Genomic DNA, 20,028 nt, shown 5'->3' with positions numbered 1-20,028 from the left:
GAACCTATGAAAGCAAAAATACTTGCAGCACTGCGGGAAGCGGAAGGTTATGTTTCCGGACAGGAGCTTTGTGAACGCTTTGGTGTATCAAGAACCGCAGTGTGGAAGGCAATCAATCAGTTGAAAAAGGATGGCTATGAAATTGAAGCGGTGCAGAACCGGGGCTACCGGATTGTAGGCGCACCGGATATCTTAAGCGAAAATGAATTGAGCAGCATCCGTAAAACAGACTGGATTGGAAAGAAAATCTATTATTATGATGAAACAGATTCTACTAATGTAAGAGCCAGCCGTCTTGCAGAAGAGGGTGCAGAGCATGGAACCCTTGTGGTGGCAGACCAGCAGGATGCCGGAAAAGGCAGACGGGGAAGAGGCTGGAGTTCCCTGCCGGGAACCGGAATCTTTATGACACTGATTTTAAAACCGGAGCTGAATCCTTCCAATGCATCCATGCTGACACTGGTGGCAGCCATGGCAGTGGCAAAGGGCATTACCCGCTGCACCGGTATGGAAGCAAAGATAAAGTGGCCAAATGATATTGTCATCAACGGTAAGAAAGTAGTAGGAATTCTGACGGAAATGAGTGCACAGATGGATTATGTAAACCATATTGTGGTTGGCATAGGCATCAATGTAAATAATGAAAGTTTTCCGGAAGAAATTGCGCAGAATGCCACCTCACTTCTGTTACAAAGTGGAAAACGGGTAAACCGCGCAGCATTAATAGAAGCTGTCTGGGAAGAATTCGAGCATTATTATGACCGGTTTATGGCATATCAGGATTTACGGGATCTGCGGAAGGAATACGATGCAAGTCTTGCCAATAAAGGGCAGAAGGTAAGAGTGTTAGACCCGAAAGAGCCATTTGAGGGAGTGGCACAGGGCATTACCGACCGGGGCGAATTAATCGTGGATACCTGGGAAGCAAGAAAATTGGTGTCTTCCGGGGAAGTATCTGTCCGCGGGATTTATGGATATGTATAGATATGCATAGAGATAGATGTTTATAGGATAGACAGGAAAAACCACATTTACCAGATATAAAAAAGGCATAAATAAGAAAAAGGAGTATGAATATATGGAGCAGGAAGAAATCGTTTTATGCGGTTCCAGCGCTTATACCAAGAAATTCTATCTGAATCCGTTGTTTAACGGACTTCCGGAGGGAATCAAAGAGGACTTGAATATTCTTTGTGTACTGTATACAGAGGATATCGGAGGAACACTGCAGCTTATATTTGACAAAGAGGGAAATCTTAATTTCCGGACGGAATGTGAGGATGGAGATTTCTTCTATGATGAAATCGGCAGTGTGTTAAAAATCAAACAGATGCAGCGGGAAAAGACAGAGCTCTTTGAATCGCTTGAAATGTATTACCGTGTATTTTTCCTGGGAGAAGAATTCACAGAAGATAAGGAGGACTAATATGTTACTGGCAATTGACGTAGGAAATACCAACATTACCATTGGAGTGTTTGATAAGGAAAAATTAATCACAACATTTCGTATGACAACAAAAATGCAGAGAACTTCTGATGAATACGGTATTACAATCATTGATTTATTAGAGCATAACGAGATTTCCCATAATGAAATCAAGGATGCCATCATTTCATCGGTAGTACCAAATGTCATGCATTCCCTCTGCAGTGGAATGATTAAATATTTTGAGATTCAGCCAATGGTGGTGGAGCCGGGCGTGAAGACAGGAATCCGTATCACATCCGAGAATCCGGCGCAGATTGGCGCGGATAGAATCGTAGACGCTGTAGGTGCATATGAGCTTTATGGCGGACCGGTTGTAGTAATCGACTATGGTACAGCAACCACCTATGACTTCGTCAATGGAAATGGAGATTTCTTCGCAGGAGTAACTTCCCCGGGAATCCGCATTTCTGCAAAGGCACTCTGGGAAGATGCCGCAAAGCTTCCGGAAATCGAGATTAAGAAACCGTCTACCATCCTTGCAAGAGAAACTATCAGCAGTATGCAGGCAGGACTGATATTCGGACAGATTGGACAGACAGAATATATCGTAAAAAATATGATAAAAGAATCCGGACTTAAGGATGTAAAAGTAGTTGCAACCGGCGGACTGGGTAAAATCATTGCAAATGAGACAAAATATATTCAGTACTACAATCCGACACTGACATTAGAAGGAATGCGTCTTATTTACGCAAAACAGAAACGATGAAACTGACAATAGGAAATGTAACACTTGATAATAATTTGATATTAGCACCAATGGCAGGGGTAACAGACCTGCCATTTCGTGTACTTTGCAAAGAACAGGGAGCAGGACTTATCTGCATGGAAATGGTCAGTGCTAAAGGCATTTATTATAATAATAAGAATACCGAGAGCCTGCTTGCCATTGATGAGCGGGAGCATCCGGTTTCCCTGCAGCTTTTTGGCTCCGACCCGGAAATTATGAGCGAGATGGCAAAGCGTATCGAGCATCGACCGTTTGATATTCTTGACATCAATATGGGATGTCCGGTGCCAAAGGTAGTCAATAATGGTGACGGCTCTGCACTGATGAAAAATCCGATTCTGGCAGGTGAAATCATCGAAAAAACAGCAAAAGCCATAAAGAAGCCTCTGACGGTAAAAATCAGAAAGGGCTTTGACGATGCCCATGTCAATGCGGTAGAAATGGCACATATTGCGGAAGAGTCCGGGGCAGCTGCCATTGCGGTGCATGGACGGACCAGGGAACAGTATTACTCCGGCAAAGCGGACTGGGAGATTATCCGGAAAGTGAAAGAAGCAGTAAAGATTCCGGTCATTGGAAATGGTGATATTTTTACCCCACAGGATGCGTACCGGATGCAGCAGGAAACCGGCTGTGACGGGCTGATGATAGCAAGGGGAGCACAGGGAAATCCGTGGATATTTGCACAGATTAACCATTTCTTAGAAACAGGTGAAGAACTGCCGAAGCCATCCGCCAAAGAAATGGTGGATATGGTGCTGCGTCATGCAAAGATGCAGATTGCCTTTAAGGGCGAATTTACCGGAATGCGGGAAATGCGTAAGCACGCAGCCTGGTACACCGGCGGCTACAAGCATGCATCCAGGCTTCGAAGCCTGCTCAATGAAGTGGAGACTTACGAACAGCTGGAGGAATTATTAGAAACCTTTGCATCATATAATGAAGCATGAAATGGTGGAAAAAATTAAAAAGTCTTTTACGCAGAAATAAAAGCAATCTGCAATCAGAAAACAGGAACAGCCGTCAGGAACAGAATAACTTTATTGAAAAAGAAATTTATTTTCCCTGCAATGCATTTTTTCGGAAAATAATCGAAGCAGTATTAGAGCAGAAAGGCATTTCCTACCGGGACATGCGGCTGTTTGTCATTGATGCGGAAGCGGGGGAATATCTTCAGCAGGAGGAAGAACAGTATATGCTCCGGCAGCTTTATCCGGGACTTAATGTATATACGCTTTGCACCGATCAGTCAGAACATCACCAAGGGGAAATAGAGTATCTCTATGAGGAACTGGGACTGATTGTAGAAGTGATTGGAAAAGAGGAAAATGCAATTCAAAAGGGAACCGGCCAGGAAGAGGGCAGACTGATACTGGATTTTGAAGCTGACGGAAGAATCCGGGAAGAATTTCTATCGGAAAAAAGTATCTATATTTCCATTTATAAAAGGAACTGGTATCAGCGGGCAAATCTTGACATTGAGGTACCTATTGGGTATAATATTATGATTGTTAAGGGAACCGGTTTTACAGGCTGTGAAGCGGTTTCAGATCGATTAGAGCGAGAATTTTATGCAGAATAGAAAATCTATAAAAGGAAGGGCTAATAAGCATGGATAAGAAAAACATTTTGACCTATCAGGGTTTACAGAAACTGGAAGACGAGTTACAGAATCTGAAAGTGGTCAGAAGAAAAGAAGTTGCACAGAAGATTAAAGAAGCAAGAGAGCAGGGAGACTTATCTGAGAACGCTGAGTATGATGCAGCAAAAGATGAGCAGCGTGATATCGAAGCAAGAATCGAACAGATCGAGAAAATCTTAAAGAATGCAGAAGTCGTAGTAGAAGAAGAAGTTGATTTAGACAAGATTAACATCGGATGTCAGGTAAAAATCCTTGATATGGAATTCGATGAGGAACTGGAATATAAAATTGTTGGTTCTACAGAGGCAAACAGCTTAAAGGGAAAGATTTCCAACGAGTCTCCGGTTGGTAAAGCATTAATCGGTGCCGGCGTTGGTGACGTAGTAGAAGTTGAGACCCAGATGGGTAACTTAAAATATAAAGTATTAGGAATCCAAAGATCAAACTAACAGATTAGGAGAACAAAGATGGCGGAACAGAAGAACGTACAGGAACAGGATATTAACCAGTTAATCAAGGTGCGCCGTGATAAGTTAAAAGAACTTCAGGAAAATGGAAAAGATCCGTTCCAGATAACCAAATATGATGTAACAAACCACAGCACAGATATCAAAGACGACTTTGATGCTTTTGAGGGAAAAGAGGTATCTATCGCAGGCCGTATGATGTTTAAGCGTGTGATGGGAAAAGCTTCTTTCTGTAATGTACAGGATTTAAAGGGAAGCATCCAGGCATACGTAGCAAGAGACGAAATCGGAGAGGATTCCTATAAAGATTTCAAGAAATATGATATCGGAGATATTTTAGGAATCAAAGGAAAGGTATTTAAGACCAAGACAGGAGAAATCTCTATCCATGCATCTGAGGTAACTTTATTATCCAAGAGCTTACAGATTTTACCGGAGAAGTTCCACGGACTTACTGATACCGATACCAGATACCGTCAGCGTTATGTAGACCTTATCATGAATCAGGATTCCAAGCAGACTTTCATCAAACGTTCCCAGATTATCAAGGAAATCCGTAATTTCTTAGCTGGACGTGACTTCATGGAAGTAGAGACTCCGATGCTTGTATCCAATGCCGGAGGAGCTGCAGCGAGACCATTTGAAACACATTACAATGCATTAAATGAAGATGTAAAGCTCCGTATTTCTCTTGAGTTATACTTAAAGAGACTGATTGTTGGTGGCTTGGAGCGTGTTTACGAAATCGGACGGGTATTCCGTAACGAAGGTGTTGATACCCGCCATAATCCGGAATTTACATTGATGGAGTTATACCAGGCATACACTGATTATGAAGGCATGATGGAACTTACCGAGAGCATGTTCCGTTATCTTGCAGAAAAAGTATGCGGCACTACAAAGATTACTTACAATGGCATTGAAATCGACCTTGGAAAGCCTTTTGAGCGTCTGACCATGAACGATGCCATTAAGAAATATGCCGGCATTGATTTCGACACCATAACAGATGATGAGGCTGCAAAAGCTTTAGCAAGAGAGCATCACATTGAATTCGAAGAGCGTCATACCAAGGGTGATATCATCAACCTCTTCTTCGAAGAATTTTGTGAGAAAGAACTGATTCAGCCGACTTTTATCATGGATCATCCGGTAGCAATTTCTCCGCTTACCAAGAAGAAACCGTCTGACCCAACCAAGGTAGAACGTTTTGAATTATTTATCAATACATGGGAAATGTGTAATGCATATTCCGAGTTAAATGACCCGATTGACCAGCGTGAGCGTTTTGCTGCACAGGATGCTGCATTCGAAGCTGGCGATGAGGAAGCAAACCATACCGATGAAGATTTCTTAAATGCATTGGAGATTGGTATGCCGCCTACCGGTGGAATCGGATATGGAATCGACCGTCTGGTTATGCTGCTGACAGACTCACCAGCAATCCGTGACGTATTACTCTTCCCGACAATGAAGAGCTTGGATAAATAAACCCAGTGTTTATGCGGGATTGAGGCATTTGAGTACGTCAAAGGACGCATTAAAAGACGTATTTTGGCATAGTCATTTACATCAGTATGAAAGAATACACAATCTGAAAAGAATAAGATTCAATCGAATATGAACTACTAAGAGGACATTTTCTAAAGAAATTTAGAAGATGTCCTCTTTTTTGCGTTATGGAGAAAATACGTCATTTGTTATGAAGTCAAAGTGAAAGGAGCACAGCAATGGATGAATCAAAGAAGAAAGATAGATATGAGGCTGCAAAAAAGTTTGTAAGATATTCTGATGGTGCAAAGATGTACAGTATGGGAATGACAAAATTTCAAGAAGTGGCTAAGTATGCTAAGGCTTGTTATAAGATTGGTCAGCTTGTACTTGTTAATACAGAAATATTGGATAAGTATCTTGAAACTTTTCATATTACAGATTCTGAGTTTTATAAGTAGGTGATGTTATGGTAAATACATTGAGTGGTTCAGTTAGTGCCTATAGAAAAGAAACTGTAAAACCAAGATTTATTCGTATTGATGAAGTAAAGGCTTTATTTAATGTAACGCGAGATGAGGCAATGGATATAGCATTAGCTGCTGGAGCAAGATATCAGCTTGCAAAGATTATATTAGTACATAAGGAAAGGTTGATGAAATTTATGAAACATTTTGCAAGAGTGCCTAGTTCAAACAAAATCGTAGAAAAGAAGTTTGTAAGAATTGGGGAAGCTTCAATGACATATAGCATAGGGCATCATAGATTTATTGAAATGGCTAGAGCAGCGGGTGCTGTATATAAGATTGGAACAGCTAAGGGAAATACTATATTAATAAATTTGGAAATTTTTGATGATTATATGGAGCAATTCAGAGAACCGCCAACAGAAATGAAACATCCATTGCCAAATGTGAAAGGAGACTGATGAATGAGTTACTCATATAAGTGCTATTCAGATACAAAGGATTTTATGAAAAAATTTGTCAATGCAGAGGAAGGAGCGATTATTTATGGGATAAGTAAATCTAGAATCATAGTAATTGCGAGAGAGGCAGGAGCAGTCTATAAAGTCGGTAATTCAGCATTAATCAATACGGAATTATTTGAGAAATATCTTGAACGATTCAGAGAGCCGGCAAGAGAACTGCCTAAGCATACATGGAACAAATTAAAGGAAATGACAAATACACCAAAAACTGGTGAAAATTCGTAAAAATACACCAGTGGTGTCACTTCCGTAAAATTAAAGTACATTGTAGAATATCAATTGTCCAAGAGAGATTGGACATAACAATTGAATAATCAGTTACAGATTTGCAAAGTAGTTTGCACTGCAGAGTATCTGTAGGTAGTAAATTTACGGGGCATGTACCTGGAAGATGAAAGTCACAGCTATCATATTAGTAGTCTGACGGATCGAAAGATGAAGGGCAAGAAGTTGGATGGAAATCTGGTAAAGGGATTCGGCATGTTGCGTAAGGATAATCAACCACAGAGGGCGAGAAGTTCGTCCTTATCCTCAAAAGGCTAAAAGAGGAGAAAGTGCTTCTGATAATTCAGAGGGGCGTCGTGAAACACATTTAGTGGCTCGTCTGTAACTCCCGGAGGTGAGAACACCTCTTTGTACACGGGGCGATATAGGAGTCTAGAAGACTGGCGTGTACCTACATGCTTAGAATTAAGCATAGCCATGTAGACTATATCACTTCCAAATTCAAATTTTGTCTATATGGCAACTAATTTGAAGGAGGATAAAGTGATGATGGGATTTAGCATAGCATTTATAATTATTGTTCTTATCGTATTGTATTCATTAGCAAGGACGGCAGGTGAATCGGACCAGATATTGGAAAATATAAGAGAGCAATCACTCCTTGGAAGGGAGGAGAGCTCTGGTGGGAACAGTTGAAAAAAGAGATAAGCATAAGAAACGCAGGTTTGTATCTCCAGAAGAGAAGCTTGAGAGAGACTTAAAAGATTGTATGCATTGTAGATTCTTCTGGGGACATAACAACAGATGTGCCAATGGAACATGTTGTAAATCATCTAAGAAAAAAGAACAGAAACTTCCGACGGAATGTGTCGGATGTCCATATTATCAAGGGAATGGTTATTGTTTTCCTTGTATGCGAAAGCTGATAGGAAAGTAGGTGGTTAAGATGTTCAAGTGGCTGTTTAAGAAGAAAGGATGTGCAGAACATATGAATAACAAATTAGAAGTAATCGGCATTGATCATGGATGGTCAATGATGAAAACAATCTCTCAGGTATTTGTCACAGGCGTTAAGGAGATTACAACAACTCCGGCACTTTTCGGTGATGTACTTGAGTATGAAGGAAAGTTTTACAAGGTCGGAACTGTGAGGCAGGAGGTTAAAGATACAAAGGTCGAAGATGACAGCTTTTATCTTCTTACTCTTGCAGCAGTTGCTAAGGAACTTAAAAGAAGAGGTCTTGCAGAGGCAAAGATATTCCTTGCTGTAGGACTTCCACTTACAAGATTTGGAGCTGAGAAGAATGACTTTATTAAGTACCTGACAAAGAATAAGCGTGTAAGCTTCAAATATGAGAATGAGCCGTATCATATTGAAATTGATGATGTGGCAGTATTCCCACAGTGTTATGCAGCAGTAGTGGACAAGATTCCTACAATGGCAAAGAAGACATTGATTGTTGATATTGGTAGTTGGACAATCGACATTATGCCGGTAATCAACAAGTCACCGGATGAATCAAAGTGTGTAACGATTCCCAAAGGTCTTATTACCTGTATGCGTTCTATCAATGAGCAGTGTGTAAGACAGCTTAACGGAGAGGTAGATGAGTCAGAGATACAGAACATCATGCGATATGGCAGATCAGATATTGATGATGAATACTTTGCCATTATCAAGGCAGAGATAGAGGATTTTGTTGATAAGGTATATAACTCAATCCGTGAGTTTGGGTATAACTTAAAGACTACACCGATTGTATTTGTCGGAGGTGGTGCTGTTGTGATGAAGAATTTTGGTAGTCACGATGCCAAGAACATTTCCTATAACCTTGATGTAAAGGCAAATGCAAGAGGATATGAGCAACTTGCCACGATGGGACTTAAAAGCACTAAGCGATTATCATAAGGAGGCAGATGATGGGAAGAAGACTAGAATATGAAGTAAAAACTTCTGTCCGCCTCAACATGAGTAATCCTCAGCATGTGAAAATCAATGATGTGATTCAGAACCTTGATCCGAAGATTTTCAAATCTAAGAACCAGTTCATCATAGATGCGATTCAGTTTTACATTGATAATTATGGAAAAGAAACCTTTGTTATCAAGAAGAAGGAAAAAGAGAGGGCTGAATATATCCGGTCAGAAGATATTGATGACATTAAGGAAGAAGTCATTGAAGCAGCAACCAATGAGGCAAGAAAAGAGGTAATAAAGCTGTTAGGCGGAGTGATATCCGGGATGAATGTTGGTCAGCCGGTAATTATGCAGGCAGCCAATAGTGAAGCACAGGAACCTACAGAAGATGTTATGGACGATGCAGATGTTGCAGGTCTTGCAATGGGATGGATGTCGAAAGGAGACTGATTATTATGAGAAGAGTTATGGGAGCCGTAGGAACAGTGATTTTAGAGATACTCAAGTGGATATTAAGGATAATTCTTGGAGCTTTGAAGCTGGTCTTAGGACTTGCCAGAATAATTCTTCTTCTATTCGCAATGGTGGCAAGGGTATTTCTTTCATTCGTAAGAATGGGCACATTCTGAGAGGAGGTGAGCGTATGCAGGTAAAGGGTTTATTCTTAAATTATAAGAAAAACAGAAGACTTATGCAGTATTTCTTTAAAATAAGAGAGCTGGTATAATGAAAGGAGTTTAAGATGCACAGAATACGGGACAGTCCTATGTGTCCCGTGCATTACAGATAAATAGTTCACTGCAAGGGTGGATGGCACGGAACACAAAGCCCGTCCATCTTGCGGAGAAGGGATGGGTAATTACTATGAAGAAGATAAGCATTATCTTATTATCCGCAGTACTGGTCTTTTCAATGGCTGCCTGTAATGGTGGTAAGGAAAAGGCTGATAATCAGACAGAGAAACAGACGGAAAGCGTAAAGCCAACTGAAGAAGCAGAAATGGCAACGGAAGCTGTCACAGAGGTAACAACCGAAGCTGGAAGTGAAGAGACAGAGAAAGATATTGTCGAGGCTAAAGATTCAGAAGAGAACACTGATAAAGAAGATAACCGGTCCGCTGATAATGAAACTGCTTCAAAGCAGGAAGAAAAGTCAGATCAAAATGACGAGCCGGAACAGAAAGCTCCTGCAAGTGGTAATAAGGAAGCTGGTGGAAATCAGAGTAATGCAGGTAATGGTGGTCAGACTACAGACAGTCCGAAAGACAATGTGAGCAATCCACAGCCTGCATCCGTGGCATACAGTCCACAGAATGTTGTGTCACTTGCAACAGCAAAGTGTCAGGCAGGAGGGATGATTACCACACAGCAGAATTTACAGAACCATTTGAATGACGGCAGTATCACGCAGGAAGAGTACAATGAGTATTATCCTTACGATGGTATGGAAGGCTCTTATTATAGTGTGTTTGTAGAGACAGACCTCAACAAAGCAAGTACCATTGATGGACAGCGGTTATCATCTGAGGATGCAATCGCAGAATATATTGCAAGTATGTTACTTTTGGAAACAGATCCGGTATTCTACATCAGTTATGATGGAGTTTACACGACAGGCGGCACAGACTATTACGAGTTTCGATGTCACAGATAAATAAAAACGAATAGAAGCAGAAGGAAGAAAGATGTAAGCCATAAACTTATGTCTTTCTTTTTTTATGTGTAAATTAAGGAGGAAAGAGCACATGAAACAGAAACTAAAGCGTTTTATGGCAGGATTTATGGCTATGCTCACACTGGTTGGAACACTCTTTGCGAATGGTACAACAGCATTTGCAGCCAGTCCGCAGGCAAATATTGCGTTCTGGAATGCATCAGTAAAAAATTCGGGAGAAGTAAGTGAGCTGAAGCCCGGATATAATCATGGCAAGATTCTGTATTCAATTCTTGACGGCAATTCGGCATATTGTATGAATTTCGGATTAAGAGCAGATGGCGGTCAGCTTATGAACAGCTACGATGATGCGAGCACATCAATGTCAGCACAGCAGAGAAAGCTTTTAAGTTACTGCCTTTATTATGGGTTTAACAGTACACAAAAGGCGGCACCAAGCAATAGCCAGTGTGATGAGTATATCGCAACTCAGGCAATGGTATGGGTTATTGTAGCAGATATCTTTGGAACCGGAAGCGGTGATTCAGCAGCAAGAAAGCTCTGTAACACAGCACCAAGTCCTGATTCTTCATACAGCTATTATGAGAGGCTCAGAGACAATATCAGCAGTTCTTACAATGCAACGCTTCCAAGTTTTGCATCACGCAGAACCAGTGAGGCACCAACTTATGAGCTGAAGTGGAATGAGGGAAGTCAGAGATTTGAAACAACATTATCTGACAGCAATGGTGTCTTATCAGACTTTGATTTTGGCATCAGCGGATATTCTGTTGATAAGAATGGCAACAGTATTACAATCTCTTCAACGAGCGTGAATACCACAGCTACAACAGGAACATTCACATCCAATGCTGGCAAGGTTGAGACAACATCAAGCTGTGTATTCTGGCTTACAGGAAAGAGCGGATATCAGGAGTTTATTTCTGAAAGACCGACAGCAGATCCTATCAAAGCCTATATCAAGGTCAAGACAGAGAACATCGGATATGGTGAGCTTACAAAGACAGATGAGTCAAGCGGAGTGAAGCTTTCCGGAGCAGTTTATGGAATCTATTCTGACAGCGGATGCACAAACAGAGTACAGACCATGACAACAGATGGAAACGGATATGCAAAGTCAGCTGCACTTGTTGCAGGCACTTATTATGTGAAAGAGATTACCGCTCCAAAGGGATATGTCCTTTCCGATAAGGTTCATACACTTACTGTAAAAGCAGGACAGACAACGGGAATCTCTGCAACAGATAAAGAGCAGCTTGGAGCAATCACAATCTATAAAGAGGGTGAGGTTCTTAGCTCATGGAATGGAAGCAATTTCACTTATGAGAAAAAGAAGCTTTCTGGAGTAGCATTCAAGGTAACTGCAGGAGCAGATATCTACAAGGCAGATGGTACTAAGGTGTATAGTGCTGGCGATGTAGTGGCAGAAAGCCTTACAACAGGAACTGACGGACAGGTGGTATTATCTGACCTTCATCTTGGAACTTATGTGGTTACTGAGATTAAGAGCATTGACGGGTATACAATCAATACCACACCTCAGACAGTAGCAGTTGAGTATAAGGACCAGACTGTGACAGTACAGTATGAATCAACTACGATTGAGAATGCAAGACAGAAAGCGGATGTATCTGTCGTAAAGAAGGACTCTGACACAGAGAATCCTCTTGATGGCGGCAAGTACACACTTTATGCCGGAAATGACATCAAAAACTATGCCGGACAGGTTATTGTGACAAAGGGTACAGCTCTTGAGACAGTAACTACAGGTGAGGACGGAAAGGCAAGCTACAGCGTGGATCTGCCAATCTCTAACGGATATTATATCCAAGAGACACAGGCTCCATATGCGTATATCAGAAACAGTAAAGATGTTTACAGCTTCAATTTCAATGTATTACCTGAAACACAGGCAAAGGCATCATTCAGTCACACATTTGTAAATGACAGAACTACAGCAAAGATTCATATCTACAAGGTAGACAAGGAATCAGGCAAGGCAGCAGCCCAGGGAGATGCAAGTCTTGAAGGTGCAGTTTATGGTCTTTATGCGAGAAACGATATCGTGCATCCGGACGGAGCAACAGGAGTCGTATTCAAAGCAGGTGACCTTGTAGCAACACTTACAACAGATAAGAATGGAGAGGCAGAGGTCAATAACCTTTACCTTGGAAATTATTATGTAAAGGAAATCACTCCATCAGAGGGGTATCTTTTAGACGAAGAGGAGCACGATGTAGTATGCGACTATGAGGGAGACCTTGTAGCAGAAGTATCAAGAAGCACAACCACAGCAGAGCAGGTCATCAAGCAGCCATTCCAGCTTATCAAGGTATCTGACAATGGAGATGATACTGAAGCAGGACTGCTTGCAGGTGCAGAGTTTACAGCTTATTTGAAATCATCTTTACCTGTAAAGGCAGATGGAAGCTATGACTTTGACAAGGCAACTCCGGTAGTAATCGGGGAAAACGGAGCAACAACAATCACATCCGATGGCAAGGGACATGCAGTTTCCATTGCAATTCCTTATGGAACCTATGTGGTAGTTGAGTCAAAGACTCCACACAATATGAAAACAATCAAGCCATTTGAGGTGAAAATCAGCGAGAATCATCCTGACAAGCCTCAGACATGGAGAGTATTCCTTGACAGGGAGTTTACTGCAAAGCTTCGTATAATCAAGAAGGATTCCGATACAAAGCAGACAGTACTTGTACCAAACGCAGAGTTTAAGATCTTCAATATTGATAAGAACGAATATGTGAAGCAGTACACAACTTATCCGTCAAAGGTAGAGCATACTTCATTCTTTACTGATGAGGATGGAGATTTAATCTTACCGGAGGCACTGAAAATCGGTAACTACCGTATTGAGGAAGTATCTGCACCATTTGGATATGTTGTAAATGATAAGTATATCAACATCTCTGTTGATACTGATACAGCATTTGAAACAGATGGTGATACAAATGATGCAATCATTACTGTGGAATATTCCGATGCCCCTGCAGTCGGAGAGCTGACTGTAGAAAAGAAGGGAGAGGTACTTGAAGGATTCAAGGGCGGACTCCTTGCAAGCTCATATGAGAAAGAGTTTGTTTATAAGGAAGGCTCACTTGCCGGAGCAAAATTCAAAGTTTATGCTGCGGAAGATATTTACACAGCAGACAACCAGAAGGATGCAGACGGAAACCGCATTAAGTATTACGGCGAGGGAGACCTTGTGACAACTCTTACAACTGGTAAGGATGGAAAGGCAACAGCTAAGAATCTTCCTCTTGGACAGTACAGAGTTGTGGAAGTGGAAGCTCCATACGGATATGTATTAAATCCGAATGAGCAGAAAGTGACATTCACATATGTGAGTGATAAGACACCTGTTATCAAGGAGAGCCTTACTTTCTTAGATGACAGACAGAAGCTTGATATGTCAGTGACTAAGCTTGATGCAGAAGATAACACACCGATTGCAGGTGCAGTATTTGGTCTTTATGCAGACGAGGATATCAAGAATGTTGATGGCAAGGTAATTATCGAGAAAGGCACACTTCTTGAGAAGGCAACATCTGATGAGAATGGAAAGATTGCTTTTGTTAAGGATTATCCATTTGCAAAATATGTTGCAAGGGAGCTTGTAAAGCCTGCCGGATATGTGACAAATGAGGAAGTAGTAAACTTTGATACAAAATATCAGGGACAGGATGTTAAGACTGCTGTATATAACAGCGAGTATAAAAACACTCCTACAACCTTTGAGTTTACAAAGACAGATATCACAAGCGGTGCAGAGCTTACAGGTGCAACACTTACTGTACTTGATAAGGATGGAAATGTGGTAGACACTTGGACATCTGATGCTAATGAAGCACATGTAATCAAGAGACTTGTCGTAGGCGAGACTTACACACTTCGTGAGGAATTTGCACCTTACGGATACCTGAAAGCAACCGATATTCAGTTTACAGTAGAGGATACAGGTGATGTGCAGCATGTTGAAATGAAGGACGAGGTTCCAACAGGTTCTATCGTAATCAATAAGGACGGAGAATTTGTAACAGATACCACTCTTATGAAGGGTAACTGGTTTGATTTCATCTTCAATTATTTTAAGGACAGCCTCGCAGGTGTTACTTTTGATGTATATGCAAAAGAGGATATCGTGAGTGCAGACGGACTTGGAACCATTTACCACAAAGCAGGCGACAAGGTGGCAACTATCGTGACAAACGATAAGGGCATTGCAAGAATTGATAATCTTCCACTTGGCAAGTATTATCTTGTAGAGACAAAGACATTAGATGGATTTGTGCTGGATGATACACCGATTGATGCAGACCTTTCTTATATCGATCAGGATACAAAGGTTGTATTTGCAGGAATGGATGTGACGAATGAGCGTCAGAAAGTGCAGATTACTGTTACAAAGACTGATTCAGAGACAAAGAAAGAGCTTGAAGGTGCTGTATTTGGTTTGTTTGCGAAAGAAGATATCGTAAATAAGGATGGAAAGGTTATTGTCAAAGCAGATACACAGATTGAGAGAGGTGTTACTGGAAAGGATGGCAAAGTAACATTTACTTCTGACCTTCCACTTGGACAGTATTATGTCAAAGAACTTGAGGCACCAAAGGGCTATGTGAAGTCAGATAAGACATTTGATGTGGATGCTTCATATCAGGGAGATAAGGTAAAGGTTATCGAGTTTGAGGCAGCATTTGAAAATGCACCTATTAAGGTAGAAATTTCAAAGACTGATATCACAGGAGAGAAAGAGTTGCCTGGAGCAAAGCTTTCAGTAATTGATGCTGATGGAAAGCTTGTAGAAAGCTGGACATCAGAAGCAGGAAAGACTCATATGATTGAGAGACTTCCTGTTGGCAAGTACACACTTCGTGAAGAATCAGCTCCTTATGGATACAAGGTGGCAAGTGATGTAACCTTTGAGGTAAAGGAGACCACCGAGATTCAGAAGGTATCCATGAAGGATGAGCAGGCAGTCGGCAAGATTGTCATTGAGAAAACTGACAAAATAACAGGAAAGCCAATCGAGGGTGTTGTATTTGAAGTAAGGAATAAGGATGGAAAGGTGCTTGATACACTCACTACTGACAAGAATGGTCATGCAGAGAGTAAGGAGCTTCCTATCTGCACTTACAATGAGGATGGAACATTTAAGGAAGATATCCATTATACAGTAGTTGAGACTAAGGCAGCTGACGGATATATCCTCGATGAGACAGCTCACGATGTTACACTTCGATATGATAACAATGCACCGGATGTTGTTGTAACAACTCTTAAACTTGTCAATGTACCGACAGAGCCTAAGCTTCCACAGACAGGTGACAATGCAAATCCGCTTCTTTATCTTGGAATCGGTGCACTTGCACTTATTACAGGTGTTGGAGTAGGACTTCGTGGAAGAAAGAAAAAGAATAAACAGTAACAATTAACCTTGCGGGGAATGTGAGCCAGTGACTTATGTTCTCCGCTTTTTTAGATTAAGGAGGAACCGTAATATGATGAATTATGAGATTTTTAAGGAAGTAGTAAAAGAAAAGTTTATGGATTATATGCCTGAGAAGTTCAAAGGAATGGAGCTTGTGGCAGAACCCGTGGAAAAGGTGAATGTGACTCTTGATGGCATCATCTTAAGAGAGGAAGGCAGGAATATTTCGCCTACGATTTATATCAATGACATGTATAAGAAGTATCAGGATTGTGGTGATCTTGAGGAAACACTTATGGCTGCATGTGACTTCATGGAAAGGGCATATGAGCAGGCTCCGGTTGTTGATGTGGACAGCATTATGAGGGATGCTAACGAGAAGATTGTATTCCAGCTCATCAATACAGAGCAGAACAAGACATTTTTGGAACAGGTGCCGCACAGGGAGTTCCAGGATCTTTCTATTGTGTATAAGGTAATTATCAGTTCCGATAAGGATGCGGTGCAGAGTTCAAAAATCACAAATGAATTTGCGAAAAGACTTGGGATGAGTGAGGAACAGCTCTTTAAGTGTGCTGCTGAAAACACAAGAAGAATCTTCCCACCGGTAGTACGAAGCATGAATGATATTATGAGAGAAATGTTCGCAAGAGATGGGATGCCACAGGAGATTGCGGATATGATGATAGCCGAGATTCCACCGGAACAGACGATGTGGGTGATTTCCAATGAAAAGGGTATCAATGGTGCAGCATCCATGCTTTATGAGAATGAGCTTCATGAGCTGGCAGAGAGTTTAGAGAGTGACCTTTATATTCTCCCTTCAAGTGTGCATGAGGTTATTGCTGTATCTTCAGATATGGGAAGCCCTGAGATGCTTGCACAGATGGTAGTTGAGGTAAATATGCAGGAGGTGTCTTTGGACGAGAGACTTTCCAATCAGGTATATCACTATGATAAGGATTTAAGAAAACTTACCCTTGCAACTGATACACCGAACAAGAGACTTGATGGTATCGTTGCAGAACCTCCCCTTGTATATGATGCGAAGGAAAAGTCCAGATAGGAGGCAGTTATGGAGCAGGAACTTACAATGGAAGAACTCATTGCTCTCATAAACAGCCAGAAAGGTGACTTTGTTATCCGTATCGAGTTTGGAGAGGAGGTGTCTGATGCCAAAGAAGAATGACTTCAAGCTTGATGTGGTTTCGGTAAGACTTGTAAAGGATGCTCCGATTTATTCGGAGCACACCTTTAATAATCCAGCGGATATAGCTGCTGTCATGGGAGACTGTATGTGCCAGTTTGACAGGGAAGTAGTGTGCGTGGTCAATCTAAGGTCAGATTTAAAACCTATCAATGTGCATTTTGCAAGTGTTGGCTCTTTAAATGAGGCAATGGCACATCCGAGAGAACTGTTTAAATCAAGTATCTTAAGCAATGCTGCAAGCATGATGTTAATCCATTGTCATCCATCCGGGAACGTATTCCCAAGCAAAGCAGACACGATGATGACGGACCGCATGAACAAGCTGTGTGAGCTGATGGGAATACCTCTCATTGACCATATCATAGTCGGTGGAGACAATCGTGAATTTTTCAGTTTCAGGGAAAAAGGCATGATTGATAATCCTAAGATTACCCTGAGCACAGATTACCGGACACTTGATATCAAGTCACCACTTGTAGCAGAGCAGGGAAAGGCAAGGTGAAAGCATGGATGGAAGATTTACGGATGAAGAGCTTGCCATAGCAAAGAGTGTTGACCTGTGTGCAGTTGCAGAAAGCCTTGGATATACTGTAAAGAGGATTGGCAAATACCACACTTTAAAAGAGATGGATTCCATCCGCATTTACAACAGAAGCCATTGGTACAGATGGTCAAGGCAGTTTGACAAAGGCAACAATGGCGGCTCACAGATAGATTTCTTACGGGTATTTTGTGGAATGAGTGTAAAAGAGGCTGTGTTCTGGCTTTTAGATTTTGCAGGATACAGAAGAATCGAGAATCCTGTAAAGCAGCCACTTGTTCATCAGGTATCGCAGAAGCAGGCAGAGGAGAGAAAGCCATTTGTCCTACCGGAACCGGCAGGAGATAATTCCTATCTTATTTCCTATCTGAATCAGGAGAGAGGAATCAGCAGAGTAGTCATAGATCTGTTTTTAAAAGATGGACTGATTTATGAGAGCAGGCATTATCACAATGTTGTTTTCAGAGGAAATGATAAAAATGGAGTGACAAGGTTTGCAAGTATGCGGGGCGTGTTTGATAAGCAGGGCAAGCCATTCAAGTGTGATGTCACAGGAAATGATAAGAACTATGGATTTAATGTGGTAAATGAAAACAGTACAGAGCTTGTAGTATTTGAGGCTGCAATCGACCTTATGAGTTATGTGGATATCTTCTCGGATTATGAATCAAATAAGCTGGCGCTTGGGATGCTTGCAGATGCACCACTTGAAACATTTCTTCGGGAACATCCGCAGATAACTTCCATCCGGTTCTGTCTTGATGGAGATGAGCCGGGAAGAAATGCGGCAGCTGAACTTATGAGAAAGTATTATGAGCTTGGATATGAGGTAGAAGACTGCCCGCCTCCATCCGGATATAAGGATTATAATGAGTGGCTTGTGGCTGCAAAGCTTAATCTGAACCAGATGAATCAGAGAGCAGATGAACCAGTCAGGGCATGAGAACCCGGATTTTGATGTGTGGGGGCAGAAAGCGCCCCCAAAACAGCAAAGTGGGGGCAGAAAGCGCCCCCAAAATGTCAAAGTGGGGGCGAAAAGCGCCCCCGCAATTCGGACACGACAAAATCCGGATGAAAGTCAGTATAAAAGTGGGGGCAGAAAGCGCCCCCAAAATAACAAAGTGGGGGCAGAAAGCGCCCCCAAAGTAGCAAAGTGGGGGCAAAAAGCGCCCCCACTTCCATAAACAGAGGGTTTTAGGGAGATTTTCTCCCTAACTAGATGGCATTAGGACAGAGATGTCTCTAATGCGTATCTAGCAGTCGCCGGGGACTAACCGGAGACTGGAGCTTTGGTGAATATTTACAAAACACGGATAAGGAGGTGCAAGGAAGCAATGGATGCAGAAGTTACGTTATTTTCAAAACCAGAAGAACTGATTGCCTGGGCAGATACATTTGATATCTTACTTAACCCTTCGATAGAAGATGCTACAATTCTGCTTAACTATATGGAAGGTCATGATTATGCTATTGGCATAGATTCTGATGGGAAGATGTACAGACAGGATGAGGCTGAGGAGAATGGTGAAATTGAGCCATACCCGATAGATGATGTTATAGATACTGTTTGTGAATGGAATTATGAACTGATACTTGATGCTGATGCACATAGGAATGATCCAAAGGATTTTAAAGATTACAGTGAGTATCAGGATAAGTATGACAGTTTGAAAGCAGATGAAAAGAGGCTGGACAGATTGTTTGAAAAGACCTGTTATGCAAAGGAGATTGATGAAATGGCAGCTGCTTTGGTGGAATCATTCATTAGTCATCTAAGTAGCAGGGATGATTTGGAAAAAGCTGCAGTGACAGTTGCAGAAGGAATTAAAGATTATAGTACGGGTAAGAGAGGAAGGTGAGTCTATGGCAGATAAAGTTCATTGTATTAGGAAAACACTAAGACTAATGCCAGAGGAAGCTAAGATGCTTGCAAAAAAGGCATGTGATAATGGAATGAATGAGGCAGAGTATATCCGTCTTCTTATCAGTCAGAAACCAAATGATTATCCGGAAGTAAGGAAAATTCTGAAAGAACTCATTAATGAAGTCAACAGAATTGGAATAAATATCAACCAGATAGTATTTAACAATAATGCCGGACTGTATTCCAAGGAAGATAAGACACAGCTGATAGCTTATATGCGAAAACTGAATCAGAAGGTAGATGAGGCGGTGGTAAAGATTGGCAATCAGTAAAAT

At 41.5% G+C, this 20,028-nt stretch carries 22 protein-coding genes and 1 pseudogene; all 23 read left to right on the top strand.

The window, feature by feature from the left end; translation table 11 throughout:
• Positions 1 to 6 precede the first annotated feature (6 nt).
• The 23 genes and pseudogenes from DWY37_RS09840 to DWY37_RS09730 all read left to right on the top strand — a co-directional run bounded on the left by DWY37_RS09840 (position 7) and on the right by DWY37_RS09730 (position 20,025).
• Positions 7 to 984: a biotin--[acetyl-CoA-carboxylase] ligase gene (locus DWY37_RS09840; RefSeq protein WP_022242889.1), complete on the top strand. Its 978-nt coding sequence runs from the start codon at positions 7 to 9 to the stop codon at positions 982 to 984.
• A 94-nt stretch (positions 985 to 1,078) separates the two neighbouring features.
• Positions 1,079 to 1,426 carry a DUF6145 family protein gene (locus DWY37_RS09835; protein ID WP_022242890.1) on the top strand — a complete coding sequence of 116 codons (348 nt, stop codon included), beginning with the start codon at positions 1,079 to 1,081 and terminating at the stop codon, positions 1,424 to 1,426.
• A gap of 1 nt (position 1,427) precedes the next feature.
• Positions 1,428 to 2,198, top strand: a complete 771-nt coding sequence (locus DWY37_RS09830; protein WP_118057615.1) for a type III pantothenate kinase — start codon at positions 1,428 to 1,430, stop codon at positions 2,196 to 2,198.
• Complete coding sequence (gene dusB, locus DWY37_RS09825) at positions 2,195 to 3,169, top strand: tRNA dihydrouridine synthase DusB (RefSeq protein WP_117947315.1); 975 nt, start codon at positions 2,195 to 2,197, stop codon at positions 3,167 to 3,169. Before DWY37_RS09830 ends, dusB begins: the two co-directional genes overlap by 4 nt.
• Positions 3,166 to 3,801, top strand: coding sequence for a hypothetical protein (locus DWY37_RS09820; RefSeq protein ID WP_118540737.1), 636 nt, complete (start codon positions 3,166 to 3,168; stop codon positions 3,799 to 3,801). The genes dusB and DWY37_RS09820 overlap by 4 nt, the downstream gene beginning before the upstream one ends.
• A 29-nt stretch (positions 3,802 to 3,830) precedes the next feature.
• A complete protein-coding gene (greA, locus tag DWY37_RS09815; protein WP_117841898.1) occupies positions 3,831 to 4,310 on the top strand; it encodes a transcription elongation factor GreA in 480 nt (159 codons plus the stop codon).
• A gap of 18 nt (positions 4,311 to 4,328) precedes the next feature.
• Positions 4,329 to 5,813 (top strand): annotated as a pseudogene (gene lysS / locus DWY37_RS09810) (lysine--tRNA ligase); the annotation flags it as partial.
• Positions 5,814 to 6,058: 245 nt separating this feature from the next.
• A complete protein-coding gene (locus tag DWY37_RS09805; RefSeq protein WP_118540733.1) occupies positions 6,059 to 6,280 on the top strand; it encodes a DUF6462 family protein in 222 nt (73 codons plus the stop codon).
• Between the two features lie 8 nt (positions 6,281 to 6,288).
• Positions 6,289 to 6,747 carry a DUF6462 family protein gene (locus DWY37_RS09800; protein WP_118540731.1) on the top strand — a complete coding sequence of 153 codons (459 nt, stop codon included), beginning with the start codon at positions 6,289 to 6,291 and terminating at the stop codon, positions 6,745 to 6,747.
• Positions 6,748 to 6,750: 3 nt separating this feature from the next.
• Positions 6,751 to 7,035 (top strand): DUF6462 family protein, encoded by a 285-nt coding sequence (locus DWY37_RS09795; protein WP_005340582.1) that lies wholly within the window; start codon positions 6,751 to 6,753, stop codon positions 7,033 to 7,035.
• A 153-nt stretch (positions 7,036 to 7,188) separates the two neighbouring features.
• Complete coding sequence (locus DWY37_RS15985) at positions 7,189 to 7,353, top strand: hypothetical protein (RefSeq protein ID WP_199650046.1); 165 nt, start codon at positions 7,189 to 7,191, stop codon at positions 7,351 to 7,353.
• A 228-nt stretch (positions 7,354 to 7,581) separates the two neighbouring features.
• Positions 7,582 to 7,731: a hypothetical protein gene (locus DWY37_RS09790; protein ID WP_243092119.1), complete on the top strand. Its 150-nt coding sequence runs from the start codon at positions 7,582 to 7,584 to the stop codon at positions 7,729 to 7,731.
• Entirely contained in the window at positions 7,718 to 7,972 is a 255-nt protein-coding gene (locus DWY37_RS09785) for a hypothetical protein (protein ID WP_118540727.1), read from the top strand. The genes DWY37_RS09790 and DWY37_RS09785 overlap by 14 nt, the downstream gene beginning before the upstream one ends.
• 51 nt (positions 7,973 to 8,023) lie before the next feature.
• Positions 8,024 to 8,944 carry a ParM/StbA family protein gene (locus DWY37_RS09780; protein WP_118540785.1) on the top strand — a complete coding sequence of 307 codons (921 nt, stop codon included), beginning with the start codon at positions 8,024 to 8,026 and terminating at the stop codon, positions 8,942 to 8,944.
• An 11-nt stretch (positions 8,945 to 8,955) separates the two neighbouring features.
• Positions 8,956 to 9,402 carry an ATP-binding protein gene (locus DWY37_RS09775; protein ID WP_227733088.1) on the top strand — a complete coding sequence of 149 codons (447 nt, stop codon included), beginning with the start codon at positions 8,956 to 8,958 and terminating at the stop codon, positions 9,400 to 9,402.
• 5 nt (positions 9,403 to 9,407) lie between these two features.
• Positions 9,408 to 9,581, top strand: a complete 174-nt coding sequence (locus tag DWY37_RS09770) for a hypothetical protein (RefSeq protein WP_172622380.1) — start codon at positions 9,408 to 9,410, stop codon at positions 9,579 to 9,581.
• Between the two features lie 181 nt (positions 9,582 to 9,762).
• The gene (locus tag DWY37_RS09765) at positions 9,763 to 10,605 is read left to right on the top strand and encodes a hypothetical protein (protein WP_118540725.1); all 843 of its coding nucleotides are present in this window, start codon (positions 9,763 to 9,765) and stop codon (positions 10,603 to 10,605) included.
• A 91-nt stretch (positions 10,606 to 10,696) separates the two neighbouring features.
• Positions 10,697 to 16,075, top strand: a complete 5,379-nt coding sequence (locus DWY37_RS09760) for a SpaA isopeptide-forming pilin-related protein (protein ID WP_199650044.1) — start codon at positions 10,697 to 10,699, stop codon at positions 16,073 to 16,075.
• A gap of 73 nt (positions 16,076 to 16,148) precedes the next feature.
• Positions 16,149 to 17,144 (top strand): DUF5688 family protein, encoded by a 996-nt coding sequence (locus tag DWY37_RS09755; RefSeq protein WP_118332342.1) that lies wholly within the window; start codon positions 16,149 to 16,151, stop codon positions 17,142 to 17,144.
• A gap of 106 nt (positions 17,145 to 17,250) precedes the next feature.
• A complete protein-coding gene (locus DWY37_RS09750) occupies positions 17,251 to 17,790 on the top strand; it encodes a JAB domain-containing protein (RefSeq protein WP_004611525.1) in 540 nt (179 codons plus the stop codon).
• A gap of 4 nt (positions 17,791 to 17,794) precedes the next feature.
• Complete coding sequence (locus DWY37_RS09745) at positions 17,795 to 18,772, top strand: DUF3991 and TOPRIM domain-containing protein (protein ID WP_118332343.1); 978 nt, start codon at positions 17,795 to 17,797, stop codon at positions 18,770 to 18,772.
• Positions 18,773 to 19,163: 391 nt separating this feature from the next.
• On the top strand, positions 19,164 to 19,688 hold the full coding sequence (locus DWY37_RS09735) for a multidrug transporter (RefSeq protein WP_118332345.1): 525 nt from the start codon (positions 19,164 to 19,166) through the stop codon (positions 19,686 to 19,688).
• Positions 19,689 to 19,692: 4 nt separating this feature from the next.
• A complete protein-coding gene (locus tag DWY37_RS09730; RefSeq protein WP_005340557.1) occupies positions 19,693 to 20,025 on the top strand; it encodes a plasmid mobilization protein in 333 nt (110 codons plus the stop codon).
• Positions 20,026 to 20,028 lie beyond the last annotated feature (3 nt).

This window comes from Roseburia sp. AF25-13LB, assembly GCF_003478915.1.
GTDB lineage: Bacteria > Bacillota > Clostridia > Lachnospirales > Lachnospiraceae > Roseburia_C > Roseburia_C amylophila.
Note: the sequence above shows the minus strand (reverse complement) of the source record. Positions and strands in the feature narration are given on the sequence as shown.